The sequence below is a fragment of the Rhizobium sp. P1_E6 genome, assembly GCF_056405875.1.
The window spans coordinates 39,216-53,547 of the sequence record NZ_JBFUBG010000038.1 but is presented as its reverse complement, the minus strand read 5'-3'; the positions used below and the strand labels follow the sequence as shown (position 1 = coordinate 53,547).

Here is a 14,332-nt window from a genome sequence, read left to right as displayed (position 1 = left end):
ACGCTCAGCAACCACGGCCGTGCCCGCAGCCAGAAGAAACAGTTCTGGCCGGATGCAGTCGGCTTCAAATACAAGATGTCGAACATCCAGGCGGCAATCGGCTGCGCCCAGCTGGAGCGCATCGAGGAGCTCGTCTCCCGCAAGCGAGAGATCCTGGCAGCCTATATGGTGCGCCTCTCCACACTGAACGGCATCAGCATGAACCCTGAATATACCGGCACGATCAATGGCGCCTGGATGCCGACGGCCGTCTTCCACCCTGCTACCGGCATCACGCGCGAAGTGCTGCAGCAGGCCTTCGAAGCCGCAAGTATCGATGCGCGCGTCTTCTTCCACCCGCTTTCCAGCCTTTCGATGTTCGGAAAAAAGCCGGCCAACATCAACGCCTGGAGCATTCCGGAGCGAGCGATCAATCTGCCGAGCTACCACGATATGAGCGAGGCCGATATCGACCGCGTGGCAGAAACGCTGATCTCGGTCGTCCGCAGCCATCAGGACAACAGCGCCGTTCACCTCCGTCAGTCGGCCTGAGCGCAGAATATACAGAAGGTTTCAGAGACTTATGACCACCAAGGACGATCGCCTCGAATTCGAAGCCCGCAAGCGCGAAATGTCGCTTGCGCTCGGCAATGACGAAGATGCCTTCCAGCAGTCGCTGAATACGCTGCTGACGCTCGACAAGTATGACTATGCCTATCTCTGGTCCTGGATGGGCGTGCCGATCATTCAGATGCCGGCCGACGTGATTGCCACCCAGGAAGTGGTCTGGAACACCAAACCCGACGTCATCATCGAAACGGGTGTAGCGCGCGGCGGCTCGATGATCTTCATGGCCTCGCTGCTGAAGGTCATCGGCAAGGGCAAGGTGATCGGCGTCGACATCGATATCCGCGCCCACAACCGCGATTCCATCGAAAACCACCCGCTCTCGCCGCTGATCACACTCATCGAGGGCCCTTCGACGACAGCGGAGACGCTTGCCAAGGTCAAAGCGGAAATTCCGGCCGGCGCTTCGGTCATGGTCGTGCTCGACAGCGATCACAGCCGCGACCACGTTCTCGACGAACTGCGCTGCTACGGCCCGCTAGTTACCGAGGGCCAGTATATCGTCGTTGCCGATACTCTGCTCGGCTATGGAAAAGATACGGCGCTGACGCCGAACAGACGCTCGAAAATCTGGCATCCGGGTGATGAGCCCTATACGGCGCTCAACATGTATCTCGAGGAGACCGATCGTTTCGAGACCGACGAAGCCCTGAACGGCAAGCTGGTACTGTCCAGCTCGCCGGGAGGATATCTCAAGTGCGTCGGCAAATGACGGAGCGCCACCGCCGTGTGGCTGGTGGCATGACGCGCGACGTGATGCGACCTGAGCCGCGACTGGAGAACGTGTAACATGACTGCCGTCGTCATTACGCAACCGATGCTGTTTCCCTGGCCGGGCTTCTTCGAACAGCTCATGATCGCCGACAGCTATGTCTATCTCGACGATACGCAGTTTTCGAAAGGCAGCTTCACCAACCGCATCCAGCTTCTGCGCGGCAACGATCGCTGCTGGATGACGATCCCGCTTGCCGGCAAAGGCAGCTTCCAGAAGATCTCCGAGCTCGCAGCGGCAGGCGAGGACTGGAAGGCGAGCCATCGCGCGCTGCTGCGTCAGTCGCTGCTTGGCGCACCCTTCATCGACGATGCTCTTTCGATCTTCGACAGCGTCTACAGCCATTCCTCCCTGCCGGAGCTGCTGATCGCCAGCATCGAGGAGCCAGCCCGGTATCTCGGCATCGGTGCGAACCGGACGGTCGAAAGAACCAGCAATATGGGCGTCGAGGGCACTTCCTGGCAGCGCGTGCTCGACATCGTTCTAAAGGCCGGCGGCACCCGCTATCTCACGGGCCATGGCGCGGCGAATTATATGGATCACAAGGCCTTTGAACGAGCCGGCGTGCAGGTGGACTACATGGACTACAGCCGCACCCCCTGGCCGCAGCCCGGAGGCTCGTTCACCCCTTATGTTTCAGTACTCGATCTCATCGCCCGAAGGGGTCCGGAGGCACGTCACTGTCTCATCCCGACCACCGTGGCGTGGCAAGACTTCCTGAAGGAGGAAACGGTAACATCATGACCGACGCAATCCCAACGTTCAAAGACAACCTGCGCGCTGAATTCGACAGCAAAGGCTATCTCGTCATCCGCGGTTTCTACGATCCGGCGACCGATATCGCGCCTATCCAGGAAGGTATCCGCAAGATCATCGAAGCCCTCTGCAGGAAGTACGGCGTCGATGCTCCGACCGGAACCACGCTCGAGGCCATGACGATCGCCTATCCGAAGCTGATCGCGCAGAACCGTTCGTGGGGCGGCGAAGTCTATGATGCGGTGAAGCAGATTCCGGCCTTCATGCAGCTCGTCACCAAGGCGAAGAATACGGCGGTCTTCGAAAAATTGCGGCCCGATTCCGTTCCCGGCATCGCTGCCGGCGGTTACGGCATCCGCATCGACAACCCCGGCGAAGAGAAATTCCGCGCGCAATGGCATCAGGAATTTCCGGGCCAGCTGCGAAGCCTCGACGGTATTGTCTTCTGGACGCCGCTGTTGCCGGTAACGGTGGACATGGGTCCGGTACAGATCGCCGAAGGTTCCCATGCCGAGGGGCTGATCCCCGTCTATCGCGATGACGCGGGCCTCGGAAAGACCGGCGCCTACGCGCTTTTCATGGACCGGGTCGACGAACGGCTGGCAAAATATGACGTCGTCGCACCGCTCCCCGAACCGGGCGACCTCATTCTGATGGACTTCCTGACGATGCATCAGGGTGGCCATAACGTTTCGAAGACGCCGCGGTGGAGCATTCAGTTCCGGTATTTCAATTTTGCCGAACCGCTCGGCGTTCGCATCGGCTGGTGCGGTTCTTTCGCCGCTGGCGTCGATTTCAGCAAAATCCTGCCGGAACTGGTGACCGATGGGGAGAACACCATATGACAGCGTGCCGCGTCTGCGGGTCGCATATCGCCGAAGCCTCGTACGAGGCTTCGGCGCCGGCGCTCACAACGACCATGGCGTTCGTCGATATTCCGACGCTCGCCTTCGTTTGCGATGAATGCGGGCATGCGCAATCCGGCGATCTGCCCGATATCGAGGCCTTCTACGATACGTCCTACCAGATATCGATGGCGTCGGACGATCACGACCAGATTTTCGCGATCGGCGCAGACAATCAGCCGATCTACCGCACCGACCATCAGGCAGCGGTGAGCCTGCGCCTGCTCGACCTGCCGCAGGGCGCCGAGATCCTCGACTACGGCGCGGCGAAATCGACGACCTTGCGCAAGATGCACAAGGCAAGACCGGATCTTCGGCCGCACGTCTTCGACGTCAGCGCCGACTACAAGTCTGCATGGCAGGGATGGGTCGCGCCGGAAAATCAAGCATCCTATACGATACCGGCCGAATGGGCCGGTCGCTTCCAGGCGATTATGAGCCATTTCGTCATCGAACATGTGCCCGAGCCGGTCGTCTTTCTGAAGGCCCTGCATGATCTCCTCGCCCCCGAAGGGCGTCTTCTCCTGTCCATGCCCGACGTCGCTGCCAACCCCGGCGACATGGCGGTTGCCGATCACCTCAACCATTTCAGCATCCCATCATTGAAGCGGGCCTTCAGCCTGGCCGGCTTCCGTGTCGATACGATCGACACGGAGGTTTTTCCGGGCGCATTCTTCGTCATTGCGAAACGTGCAGACGATTCTGTTCGCCTGAACGTGGACAGAGCCGAGATCGCCACGGCAACAGAAAAAGCCAGGGAGATTTGTTCTTTCTGGAAGCAAGCTGCCATCCGGCTCGACGAGGCAGCGACGGAATTTGCCGGTCGCCGCGCAGCAATTTACGGCTCCGGCTTTTATGGAAGCTGGATCTGCAGCCGGGTGGAAAGCGATGTCGATCTCAGCGTCTTCCTCGATCAGAATCCCAACCTGCAGGGTACCAGCCATTTCGGAAAGCCGGTTATTGCGCCCGCAGCCCTCGCAGACGAGGTCGACGTGGTTTTTGTCGGACTCAATCCCCTCAAGGCAAGGGCAGCCATTGCGCAGCAGCCCAGTCTGCATCGCCCCGGACTGAGCCTCGTCTGGATCGACAGCTAGAATGCACAGCTACCAGCAAGCCTGATGCCTTATCAAAAGGCCATGAGCCGAACGATCGTCGCCAACTGCGGAACCGGAAGGACCATATCGGTACATTCGGGAACCATCGACTCGAAGGAATTTGTATAATGACAGCAGCAGCCATAAACCTCGATGCGGTAACCTCAGAATATCGCCCGAACGGTGCAACGGCGATCGAGAACGATCTCATCCTCAACTGGTACCCCGAGCGGATCATCAATCGCTTCGGCCATTGCGGTTCGCTGCTGGAACTGGGCATCGGCCATGGATATACGCCAAGCATCTTCAACGCCGCCTGCGACCGCCACGTCATCATCGAAGGTTCGCAGGTCGTCATCGATCTCTTCAACGAGAAGAGCCCTGACTTCTCCGGTGAGGTCGTCTTCTCCTACTTCGAGGACTTCGATACGGAAGAACGCTTCGACGTTATCGTCATGGGCTTTGTTCTCGAACATGTCGAAGATCCGGGCCTGGTTCTTGATCGGTTCAGAAAGTTCCTGAAGCCGGGCGGCAAGCTCTTTGCAGCAGTTCCGAACGCAAAATCGATGAACCGTAGGCTCGGAGTCGAACTCGGCAAGATCGACGACATCTACAGCCTGAATGCGAACGATCTGGCACTTGGGCACCGTCGGCAATATTGCCGCGATACGTTCCAGCAAGAGCTGGAACGTCACGGATATTCGATGACCTACCAGGAAGGGATCTATCTCAAGCCGCTTCCGCTCGGAGTTCTAAAGACGCTGCCGGATTTCCAGGAGAATCTCGAAGCCATGCTGCGCGTCGGTATTGAATTTCCCGATCTTTGTGTTGCTTTGTTGATGGAAGCCGAAGCGGCATGACGACAGCCCTCGTCATCGGTCCTCGGTCGATGCTGGGAAGCCAGATTATCGAGCGGCTGCGGGCGCTCGATATCAAGACATTGACAGCGGGACGATCGACAGCGGACGATATCTTCCTTGATCTCGGCGTCTCCGCTGGCAACGTGTCGGAAGGACTCTCCGCCGATATCGTCTTTCATTCCGCGGCGAGTTTTGCAGACGACGGTGACAAGGGGCGCAGGCAGAATTTCGACGTCAATACTGCCAGCGCTGTTGATGTCGCTCAGCTGGTCAAGGAACTCGGCGCCAGCGTTCTTGTTTATGCAGGCTCAGCCTCTTCCGACGAGACCTTGGATCCAGGCAATTTTACATCCTATGGTCTGACCAAGGGTCTCGCGGAACAAGTCCTTGCCTGGGCGGCGCAAAAACATGGGTTTCGGTATTGCAGCCTGCGTTTTCCGCAGATCTACGACACAGAGGGACGCTGCTGCAGCCACCAGGCTTGGTTCGGTCGGATCATCGCCTACGCCTCGCGCGGGCAAAATATCCGCATGCCCCACTCGCTCGGTATCCGAAACTTCCTTCACGTCAGGGATGCCGCCGATCTGATGATCCGCGCCGCTCATACAGAGGTTAGGGGCATATTGAATATCTCCCATCCGGAAGCGATGACCTCAGATGAAATCGCCGCGGTCGCCTACGACACGTTCGGTCTGGGCGGCAATGTCATCGACGCGCCGGAAAAAGCGCCGTTCCGTAAGATAAACTTTCCCGATGGAGCACAGGCTTTCAGCCAGCTGAACTTGTTGCCCTCGATCACGATGAAAGACGGCATTGAGATGATACGGAATGCGGGGACCGCGAAAGCCTTCGGCCCCATGGATCTAGTGTGACGGCAGCAGGCATGAAGACAACTCCCATCACCGTCGTCGTGACTGCGGTCGGCGCCATCATCGGGCAAGGAATTGCCAGCTCCCTCCGGAAATCCGGGCTCTCTGTCCGGGTCATCGGCGTCGATCGGGATGCGCACGGTATCGGTCGCTACTGGTGCGACGACTTCTTCGCCAAGCCGCCATGCAGCGAAGAAAGCCCCGACTATTTCGACTTCTGGAAAAATCTCCTGATCCGGGAAAACGTCGATCTGGTATTTCCAGGGCTGGAGTCGGACGTGCTGTTCTTCAACCGAAATCGGGCTCTTACCCAAGGGACAGACGCTCGAGTCATCCTGAACAATCCCGATCTGATCGAACTTGCGCAGGACAAATGGAATTTCGGCGAAGCGCTGCAACGCCTGGGCCTGCCGGCCATACCTGGTTGCCTTGCTGCAGACTGGCACGATGCGATCGATCGCCTTGGCGCGCCCCCTTTACTTTTGAAACCGCGGCGCGGAAACGGATCGCGCGGCATCGCCGTTCTTCGGGACGAGCATGACTTTGCCTATTGGAGCCGGAAAAGCACCGACGATTTTCTCATCCAGAAATTCATCGGCAGCGACGACACTGAATTTACCGTCGGCGCCTTCGGCTTCGGCGACGGCACCAGTCTGCCGCCGATCATCTTCCGTCGCAAGCTGTCCGTCGCCGGCAATACGCAATATGCCGAAGTCGTCGAGCATCCGGTGCTGGCCAAGGCGGTCGAGACGATCGCCGGTCTTTTCAAGCCATTGGGACCGACAAACTATCAATTCCGCATGGATGGCGAGATCCCTTATCTTCTCGAAATCAATCCTCGGTTCTCCAGCAGTACGTCCTTGCGCGCCGCCTTCGGCTACAACGAAGCCCTCATGGCCGTAGAGCTCTTTCTTTGGGCCAAGCGGCCCGCAGCACCGGAGGTCCGCCCGGGCCGCGGCTGGCGCTACTATGAAGATTATGTGGTGACATGATCGCGATCATTTCAGATATTCACGGTAACCTGCCGGCCCTCGAGGCCGTACTGGAGCGCATCGATGCGCTCGGCTGCCGCCGGATCATATCGCTCGGCGATGTCGTGGGTTACTACGCTCAGCCGGGCGAATGTATCGATCTGCTGCGTGCCCGCGGGATCGTCAATATTCTGGGAAACCACGACCACTACATCGTCAGCGGCGAGGGATGCCCGCGTTCGAAACTGGTTTCGGATATCACCGATTATCAGAGAACGATTATTTCGCCGGAGCAGGTCTCCTGGCTGGCGACTTCGAAGAGTTTCATTGCCGACGGTCCGATCCATTTCTACCACGGCGGCATGCGGGACCCTATCGACCAATATCTCTATCAGATCGGACCCGCTGATCTTCCGGACGACGCATCGATCCTCTTTGCGGGCCACACCCATGTCCAGGCTTTGCTGAAACTGGGCGGGAAGCGCTTCTGCAATCCGGGCGCTGTCGGACAACCGCGCGACGGCGACCCGCGTGCGGCCTTCGCCACGCTCGCTGGTGATGTCATCGATCTGCACCGGGTCGATTACGACATCGACCGGACGGCATTTCATATGCGGCAGACAGGTTTTCCGGCGAAATGCTACGAGAACCTCTATATCGGAGCCCAGATCGGTGGCCGGATCGACAAGATCTCGCTAGCGGCTGTCTGACGGCTGGATAGATAACTTCAGGTTAGGTCCGTCAGCAGTATCCGCTTCCGGCTTTTACCGCACCGGCTGATAATGGCCGCGCAGCGGCACGCGGCTGTCCATGGAAATCACACCGTCCCGCTCGCAGACATACATCAGGGTCGGCATGCCGCCGGAGCGGAAGATCTCGTCGTGGCGGCGGCGGATCTGCACGGTTTCGGTGTGGCAGGCGTAGGACTCTTCCACCTTCTTGTCCGGCTGGGCCTTCACGCCCGGAAGATCCTTGTAGGGGTAAAGCGGCTGCACGGCCTGCCTGCCGGAATTCTGCCAGTCGATGGCAAAGGCGGGCGCGGCCGAAGTGCCGGCAACAAGCGACAGCAGGAGAACGGCAACCAACCGCATGACAACCTCTTTCACGCATCTTCCGTTCGATGCCCACTTTCAGGATGTAGGAAGATTGGAGGCCGCCATCAAGCGGAAGCGCGGGTGGGCTTGCGGAAATAACCTCTGATGACGGGATGAGAGAAGAGGCCGGCGAGGATCGCAAAACCGGCACCGACAGCAAAGCCGGCGAGCAGGCCGCCGATGATGCCCGCGACGATGATGATTTTCTTGCTCGGTCCATCCGCCTTGACCGGAACTTCGGCAGGGGAGACGACGCGGATATTGCTCTGGTTGAGGTTCTGCTGTTCGCTGGTCTCACCGGAGCGTTTGAGCACTGCCTCGTAAAGTTCACGGGCGGCGGTCGCCTTGCGCTGCAGCTCGTTCAGCTGCACCTGCTTGTCCGACGTCGTAGCCTGAAGAGCCTTCTGGATCGCCAGTTCCTTGGCGATATCGTCTTCGGCCTTCTTGGCCTGTTCATAGTCGGCCCTTGCCGAGGTCGCGACCCGCTGCAACTCGTCCTTGATTTCCGCCCCAATACTGCCGAGCGAAGAGCGGGCGGCCTGAAGGCGCGGGTGGCGGGCACCCATCTGGCTCTGCAGGCTGCCGACAACGGCCGCCTGCGCGGAATATTGCTGGCGCAGGCTGACGAGCGGCGATGTGCCCGTGGCGCCATCCGCCTGGCTGCCGGCGACGACATCCTCGACCCGCAGATTTGCGGCGGCATCGGCGCGGGCCTTGGCCTGAATGGTCTTTTCCTGGGAGTTGACGAGCAGCGTATTCAAGGATGAAAGGCGCTGGTCGGAGATCAGATTGCCCTCGGTCGCCGCCATGTCGTTGTCTGCGCGGAAGGTCTCCACTGCCTGCTCCGCCTGTTGCACTTTCTGGCGCAGATCGTCGAGGCGGCCGTCGAGTGTCGACGACGTGGTCTCGTAGATGCCGGTCGATGCACTGCTTTCCTCCTGCATGAAGGAGGTGACGACCTGGTTTGCGAGCTTTGCCGACTTTTCCGGATCGTGGGTCGTCGCCGCAAGCGAGACGACGTAGGTGTTGTTCTCACGCGTTATCAGCAGAGCTTTCTGAAGGGCGCCGATAACGGCGGCGTCATCCGTCCTGCCGCCAGTGAATTCCGGGTCCTGATCGAGTTTCAGGGCGTTGGCTACGCGGCGCAGCACATTGCCTGAGGTCAGTATCTGGACCTGGCTGTCGATCAGCGTCGAAACCATTTCCGGCGACACGGTCGAATTCTGCGAACCGCTATCGGCAAGACCGATCTGGCGCGGATCGAAATAGAGGGCGGCAACTGCTGTGAATTTCTGTTGAATGCGGGGCGCGATTACCGCGCCGGCGGCAGCACCGAGCAAACAAAGGCAGGCAACGATCAGGCGCCTGCTCCAGACGGCGCCAACGGCGGATCTGATATCGAGAAGTGGTCCGGCAACGACTGACGCCCCTTCGGCTGGGGGTTCGGGCGTTTCTCTGACCGGGAGAATAGCGCGAGACGAAGGCGCGGGCGCCGGCTCGGAAGCGTGGCGTTCCGATACTACCGGACGAGCAGGGAGCGGCTCGGGTTCGGGCGGCGGCGGCGGAACGAAATCGGTCGGCCGGATGATCGGGCTGCGCGCACGGGTTCCTTCAGGCGCAGGCTGAGACGACTCAAAACTGCGCCAGGCAGGCAGGCGGCTTACCCTGTTCCTGTCATACTGGTTCATACACACCGCATCCGCCCGGCGAGAAAGCGTGGCCGAGACAGAGCGACTTTAGAAATTCTTAGCTAACGGACCGTTAAGATACCGGCATCGAAGCCACGTGGCGACCTGCCGCGACCCACGAGGATGGCCCATGAGACGGAAAAGACTGCTGCAGAGGCTGCTGCTTGCCGCCGTCATGACCATTTCGTCTACCGTCCATGCGACGAGCGGGCCGCTCTGCTACTACGGCGTCAATCTTTCCGGCGGCGAGTATGGCGAGCGCGGCGGCGTCTACGGCACGAACTACACCTACCCGACGGAAGAAACGATAGGTTATTTTGCCAAGAAGGGCATGACGATCATCCGTCTGCCCTTCCGCTGGGAGCGCCTGCAGCCGACACTTGGCGCACGGCTTGACGATGACGAACTGCAGCGGCTGAAAGATACTGTGGCACTGGTTCGCAAGCACAAGATGAGCGTGCTGCTCGATCCGCACAATTTCGGCTATTACGACAAGGAACAGGTCGGCAAGCCGCCGGCGACGAATACGGCTTTTGCCGATTTCTGGGCGCGGCTTTCCGTCGAGTTTGCCAATCAGGATGGCGTGCTCTTCGGACTGATGAATGAGCCGCACGACATTCCCGCAACCGACTGGCTGAAAGCCGCCAATGCCGCAATCCGCAGCATTCGGGCGGTCGGCGCCCGCAATCTCATCCTCGTTCCGGGCACGGCCTGGAGCGGGGCGGCAAGCTGGGAAAGCGATGTGATCGGCGGCGCGAATGGAACCGTCATGCTCGGCGTGCGCGATCCGCTCGATTTTTATGCCTATGAATTCCACCAGTATCTCGATGTGGATTCTTCCGGAACGCACGATACATGCGAGGGTTCAAAGGCCGCGACCGATGCCGTCACCAATGTGACCGCCTGGCTGAAGAAGAACGGCAAGCGTGGCTTTCTCGGTGAATTCGGTGCTTCGGCGAATGCGGATTGCCTCGACGGGCTGAAGACGATGCTCACCACCGTGTCCGACAACAGCGACGTCTGGTTCGGCTTCTCCTATTGGGCAGCAGGCGAATGGTGGCCGGCGACAGAACCTTTCAACGTGCAGCCGCGCGATGCGCCGGAGCGTCCGCAGATGCGCCTTCTCGAGCAGATGGTGGAGAAACACGCCCCCGTCTGTGCCGCCGTCAAACCCGCGGGGAAGTGACATGACGGCAATCGGAGAAACCAGTGCGAGGTTTGAAAGGGCGGCCGGCGCGGCCAGCACCGCTTCACGTCTCGATTACCCGATCCTGATACTCGGGCTGCTTTCAGTCCTCTACAACGGCATCCTGGCTTTCATAAACCACAACATCATGCCGCTTTCGATGACTCATGTGGCTGCCAGCGAAGGCCTGATCATGGCAAGCGCGATCCTCTATATCCTGCACAAGGGCATTTACGAGGAGGATCTTCCGGCTTTCCTCTTCATGCTTTTCACGCTGATCGTGACGATCTATGTCAGCGTGCTCAACCGCATGGCCTTTATCGACCATTTCCGCAACGTGCTGATCATTTTCTGCTTCACCGGGCTTGGAGGCTGGTGCAACGAACGGACGCTGAAGCTGGTCTTCCGTGTGGCCTGCGCCATGGTGCTGCTTTTCCTGATCTTCGAGATCATCAGCGTGCCATTCTATGTCAGTATCGTGCATCCCTCGGACTATTTCGCCAATACGCGCGGACTGTTGCCGCTCAGCTACAATAAAACCGGCCTGTTTCAGAACRCACTCGGCTTCGAGGGTCGTTTCTCCTTCGGCCTTATCGACCATCGTTCCTCGTCGATCTTCCTCGAACAGGTGTCGCTTGCCAATTTCTGCGGCGTGATCGCGATCTACCTGATTTCGATGTGGGATCGGCTGACGAGGACTGACCGGGCGCTGGCTGTTGCGACAGCAGTCCTGATCCTGACGACCAACGACACGCGCACGATGCTGATCTTGTGCATCTGCTGTATCGGCGGCTATTTCGTCTTTCCGAAAATCCCCAAAGCCGTCAACCTGGCACTGATGCCGCTCATCGTTTGTGCCGGCTTCCTTGTCTACATGAAGGACCCCAACGCGATCGGCGACAATTTCACCGGGCGCATCAATCTGACGATGAAGAAACTGATGGATCTCGATCCGCTGGCGGTCCTCGGACTTTCGGTCGACAAGGTCGCCCAATTCGCCGATAGCGGCTATGTCTATCTCGTCTATGGCGCAACGGTCTTCGGCGTCATCGCCTTCTGGCTTTTCGTCTGCCTGTTCCCGGGGGGCACGAGCCCGGCCCAACGGCGCTGCGCCCATTCACTTTCTCTTTTCATTTTTCTGAATATGATGATCGGCGGGACGGCAATCTTCTCGATGAAGATCGCCGGCCTTCTCTGGCTTGTCGTCGGGTACATGCGTTTCCGCGACACGCCACGCATCCGGCAGGATCGTCCGGCAAATGTACTGAGTTGACGAAGCGGCCTGCCGAGGGGCAATCCGCGGAGCCTGTGGGAGCAAGACATCAGATGCTTGTCCAGCTGCAATATCTGCGCGCTATCGCGGCGCTTATGGTCGTCTATTTTCACGCGATCCTGCAGCTTGCCAAGGTCAATCCCGCCATCGACGCGACCTCGTTCATCTATGGCGAAACGGGTGTCGATATCTTCTTCGTGCTCAGCGGCTTCGTGATGTGGTTGACGACGAGCGGACGCTCCATGACGCCGGCCGACTTCGCCCGCAAACGCATCAAGCGGATCGTGCCGCTCTACTGGCTGGCGACGCTTTTCTCAGCGACCGTGGCGCTCATCGCCCCATCACTTCTGAAGTCGACCGCCTTCGACCTGCCGCATCTCATGGCATCGCTGCTCTTCCTGCCGTGGATCAACCCGGTCGATCCGACGATGATCGCGCCTGTTGTCGTTCCTGGCTGGACACTGAACTATGAGATGTTTTTCTATTTCGTCTTCGCCTTGCTGCTGCCGCTGCGCGAGGATTATCGACTGCCTGCCCTGTTCGGCGCCTTTCTAGCCATCCTGATCGTCTGCCATCTGCTGCCGGAAACGACGGCCACGACATTCTACGGCGAACCCATCATCCTGGAATTTCTGGCCGGTGCGGTGCTTGGCTGGCTCTATGGCCAGAAAATCCTGTTGCCGCAGCGCTGGGCATGGGTCCTGCTGGCCGTCGGCTTTGCCTTCCTGTTCATCAACGAGGATCTGGTGCGGCCCGAGAACCGCTATTACGGCTGGGGCATACCGGCGATCTTCATCGTCTACAGCGCTGTTTCCATCGACTTTTCGAAACTGCCAACTGTCGGCTGGCTGAACTATCTCGGTGATGCCTCCTACGCGATCTACATCACACACGCGTTCACGCTGGCGTTCCTGCGCATCATCGCCAATCATTTCCCCATCGGCGCGCTTCAGCAGCCCGTTTTCTTCGTGATCCTTTGCCTTGTGCTCTCTTCTGTTCTGGGAGCAGTTATTCATGAAATCACCACGCCGCGCCGAAAAGTCCGGGTTGCCAGCCGACCGGCCACCTGACTTCAACACATCAAAAGGCGAGGACGGGCTTTCCGACGGCGCAGGCAGAACGGAATCCTGCATAGCCTGTCATAAGCTTGCGGCCATGAAAGCAAATGCCGCAGGCGTGAAAGTTCGGCTTGCAGTTTATTGCAGAAATGAAAGCTTGCCGGCCTGTTCGCGGCCACGGCTTTGAACTAAGCACGGCCCGGCGCCGCAAAGAGGGAAGAGGACATGACGGACTATGTATTGACGGTAACCTGCAAGTCGACGCGCGGCGTCGTGGCGGCGATTTCCACCTATCTCGCCGAAAAGGGTTGCAACATCATCGATAGTTCGCAGTTCGACGACCTCGATACCGGCAAATTCTTCATGCGCGTCAGCTTCATTTCGGAAGAGGGTGTGTCGCTTGCCGAGATCCGCGAAGGCTTCAAACCGATCTACGAGAAGTTCGGCATGGACGCGGAAGTGCATGACGGGAGCGAGCGCCTGAAGGTGCTTCTGATGGTCTCCCGCTTCGGCCACTGTCTCAACGACCTGCTCTACCGCTGGAAGATCGGCGCGCTGCCGATCGACATCGTCGGCGTCGTCTCCAACCATTTCGAATACCAGAAGGTTGTGGTCAACCACGACATTCCCTTCCACCACATCAAGGTGACGAAGGAGAACAAGCCGCATGCCGAAGCCCAGATCCTCGACATCGTCGAGCAGACCGGTACCGAACTGATCGTGCTTGCCCGCTATATGCAGGTTCTCTCCGATGCCATGTGCAAGAAGATGTCAGGCCGCATCATCAACATCCACCACTCCTTCCTGCCGAGCTTCAAGGGTGCCAATCCCTACAAGCAAGCCTACGAGCGTGGCGTGAAGCTGATCGGCGCGACCGCGCATTATGTGACGGCCGATCTCGACGAAGGCCCGATCATCGAACAGGACACGGCGCGCATTACCCATGCGCAGAGCGCCGACGACTATGTCTCGATCGGCCGCGATGTCGAAAGCCAGGTGCTGGCGCGCGCCATCCATGCGCATATCCACCGCCGCGTCTTCCTCAACGGCAACCGCACCATTGTCTTCCCCGCCAGCCCGGGAAGCTATGCTTCCGAACGCATGGGTTGAGCCGGGCAACCGGCCTCCACCCAAATCCGGACGGCTGAAATCTTCCGTTGCCTGTCGGCAAGTGCTTGATTATCTTTTTTATTAGGTAGT

General features: G+C 59.1%; 15 protein-coding genes. 13 read left to right on the top strand and 2 right to left on the bottom strand.

Translation table 11 applies throughout. The features are described 5' to 3' along the window. The 9 genes from AC1D35_RS19065 to AC1D35_RS19025 all read left to right on the top strand — a co-directional run. Positions 1–531, top strand: a 531-nt coding sequence (locus tag AC1D35_RS19065) for a DegT/DnrJ/EryC1/StrS family aminotransferase (RefSeq protein ID WP_477939518.1), incomplete at its 5' end; no start/stop codon positions are given. Between the two features lie 31 nt (positions 532–562). Continuing rightward, positions 563–1,318 (top strand): CmcI family methyltransferase, encoded by a 756-nt coding sequence (locus AC1D35_RS19060; protein WP_113507349.1) that lies wholly within the window; start codon positions 563–565, stop codon positions 1,316–1,318. Between the two features lie 78 nt (positions 1,319–1,396). Beyond that, positions 1,397–2,122 carry a WbqC family protein gene (locus AC1D35_RS19055; protein ID WP_113507348.1) on the top strand — a complete coding sequence of 242 codons (726 nt, stop codon included), beginning with the start codon at positions 1,397–1,399 and terminating at the stop codon, positions 2,120–2,122. Further along, positions 2,119–2,979 (top strand): phytanoyl-CoA dioxygenase family protein, encoded by an 861-nt coding sequence (locus AC1D35_RS19050; protein ID WP_113507347.1) that lies wholly within the window; start codon positions 2,119–2,121, stop codon positions 2,977–2,979. Before AC1D35_RS19055 ends, AC1D35_RS19050 begins: the two co-directional genes overlap by 4 nt. Then, the gene (locus AC1D35_RS19045; protein ID WP_113507346.1) at positions 2,976–4,133 is read left to right on the top strand and encodes a class I SAM-dependent methyltransferase; all 1,158 of its coding nucleotides are present in this window, start codon (positions 2,976–2,978) and stop codon (positions 4,131–4,133) included. Before AC1D35_RS19050 ends, AC1D35_RS19045 begins: the two co-directional genes overlap by 4 nt. 128 nt (positions 4,134–4,261) lie before the next feature. Then, complete coding sequence (locus AC1D35_RS19040) at positions 4,262–4,993, top strand: class I SAM-dependent methyltransferase (RefSeq protein WP_113507345.1); 732 nt, start codon at positions 4,262–4,264, stop codon at positions 4,991–4,993. After that, positions 4,990–5,865 (top strand): NAD-dependent epimerase/dehydratase family protein, encoded by an 876-nt coding sequence (locus tag AC1D35_RS19035; protein ID WP_113507344.1) that lies wholly within the window; start codon positions 4,990–4,992, stop codon positions 5,863–5,865. The genes AC1D35_RS19040 and AC1D35_RS19035 overlap by 4 nt, the downstream gene beginning before the upstream one ends. 11 nt (positions 5,866–5,876) lie before the next feature. Beyond that, the gene (locus tag AC1D35_RS19030) at positions 5,877–6,854 is read left to right on the top strand and encodes an ATP-grasp domain-containing protein (RefSeq protein ID WP_113507343.1); all 978 of its coding nucleotides are present in this window, start codon (positions 5,877–5,879) and stop codon (positions 6,852–6,854) included. Beyond that, positions 6,851–7,543 (top strand): metallophosphoesterase family protein, encoded by a 693-nt coding sequence (locus tag AC1D35_RS19025; RefSeq protein ID WP_113298201.1) that lies wholly within the window; start codon positions 6,851–6,853, stop codon positions 7,541–7,543. The genes AC1D35_RS19030 and AC1D35_RS19025 overlap by 4 nt, the downstream gene beginning before the upstream one ends. A gap of 54 nt (positions 7,544–7,597) precedes the next feature. Here the strand turns inward: AC1D35_RS19025 and AC1D35_RS19020 are convergent, their stop codons facing one another. Continuing rightward, on the bottom strand, positions 7,598–7,924 hold the full coding sequence (locus tag AC1D35_RS19020) for a hypothetical protein (RefSeq protein ID WP_113307247.1): 327 nt from the start codon (positions 7,922–7,924) through the stop codon (positions 7,598–7,600). Between the two features lie 68 nt (positions 7,925–7,992). Next, positions 7,993–9,615, bottom strand: coding sequence for a GumC family protein (locus AC1D35_RS19015; RefSeq protein WP_113307246.1), 1,623 nt, complete (start codon positions 9,613–9,615; stop codon positions 7,993–7,995). A gap of 130 nt (positions 9,616–9,745) precedes the next feature. On the opposite strand from AC1D35_RS19015, the gene AC1D35_RS19010 reads away from it, so the two are divergent. The 4 genes from AC1D35_RS19010 to purU all read left to right on the top strand — a co-directional run bounded on the left by AC1D35_RS19010 (position 9,746) and on the right by purU (position 14,242). Next, positions 9,746–10,801: a glycoside hydrolase family 5 protein gene (locus AC1D35_RS19010; protein WP_113307245.1), complete on the top strand. Its 1,056-nt coding sequence runs from the start codon at positions 9,746–9,748 to the stop codon at positions 10,799–10,801. Position 10,802: 1 nt separating this feature from the next. Then, on the top strand, positions 10,803–12,074 hold the full coding sequence (locus AC1D35_RS19005) for a hypothetical protein (protein ID WP_477939512.1): 1,272 nt from the start codon (positions 10,803–10,805) through the stop codon (positions 12,072–12,074). A gap of 53 nt (positions 12,075–12,127) precedes the next feature. Beyond that, positions 12,128–13,144 carry an acyltransferase family protein gene (locus tag AC1D35_RS19000; protein ID WP_477939510.1) on the top strand — a complete coding sequence of 339 codons (1,017 nt, stop codon included), beginning with the start codon at positions 12,128–12,130 and terminating at the stop codon, positions 13,142–13,144. A gap of 213 nt (positions 13,145–13,357) precedes the next feature. Beyond that, positions 13,358–14,242: a formyltetrahydrofolate deformylase gene (gene purU, locus AC1D35_RS18995; RefSeq protein ID WP_113298196.1), complete on the top strand. Its 885-nt coding sequence runs from the start codon at positions 13,358–13,360 to the stop codon at positions 14,240–14,242. Positions 14,243–14,332: the final 90 nt, after the last annotated feature.

Bases quoted from the DNA above. Each gene is read 5' to 3' on its own strand.
- AC1D35_RS19060 (WP_113507349.1), top strand. From the start codon at position 563: ATGACCACCAAGGACGATCGCCTCGAATTCGAAGCCCGCAAGCGCGAA.
- AC1D35_RS19055 (WP_113507348.1), top strand. From the start codon at position 1,397: ATGACTGCCGTCGTCATTACGCAACCGATGCTGTTTCCCTGGCCGGGC.
- AC1D35_RS19050 (WP_113507347.1), top strand. From the start codon at position 2,119: ATGACCGACGCAATCCCAACGTTCAAAGACAACCTGCGCGCTGAATTC.
- AC1D35_RS19045 (WP_113507346.1), top strand. From the start codon at position 2,976: ATGACAGCGTGCCGCGTCTGCGGGTCGCATATCGCCGAAGCCTCGTAC.
- AC1D35_RS19040 (WP_113507345.1), top strand. From the start codon at position 4,262: ATGACAGCAGCAGCCATAAACCTCGATGCGGTAACCTCAGAATATCGC.
- AC1D35_RS19035 (WP_113507344.1), top strand. From the start codon at position 4,990: ATGACGACAGCCCTCGTCATCGGTCCTCGGTCGATGCTGGGAAGCCAG.
- AC1D35_RS19030 (WP_113507343.1), top strand. From the start codon at position 5,877: ATGAAGACAACTCCCATCACCGTCGTCGTGACTGCGGTCGGCGCCATC.
- AC1D35_RS19025 (WP_113298201.1), top strand. From the start codon at position 6,851: ATGATCGCGATCATTTCAGATATTCACGGTAACCTGCCGGCCCTCGAG.
- AC1D35_RS19020 (WP_113307247.1), bottom strand. From the start codon at position 7,924: ATGCGGTTGGTTGCCGTTCTCCTGCTGTCGCTTGTTGCCGGCACTTCG.
- AC1D35_RS19015 (WP_113307246.1), bottom strand. From the start codon at position 9,615: ATGAACCAGTATGACAGGAACAGGGTAAGCCGCCTGCCTGCCTGGCGC.
- AC1D35_RS19010 (WP_113307245.1), top strand. From the start codon at position 9,746: ATGAGACGGAAAAGACTGCTGCAGAGGCTGCTGCTTGCCGCCGTCATG.
- AC1D35_RS19000 (WP_477939510.1), top strand. From the start codon at position 12,128: ATGCTTGTCCAGCTGCAATATCTGCGCGCTATCGCGGCGCTTATGGTC.
- purU (WP_113298196.1), top strand. From the start codon at position 13,358: ATGACGGACTATGTATTGACGGTAACCTGCAAGTCGACGCGCGGCGTC.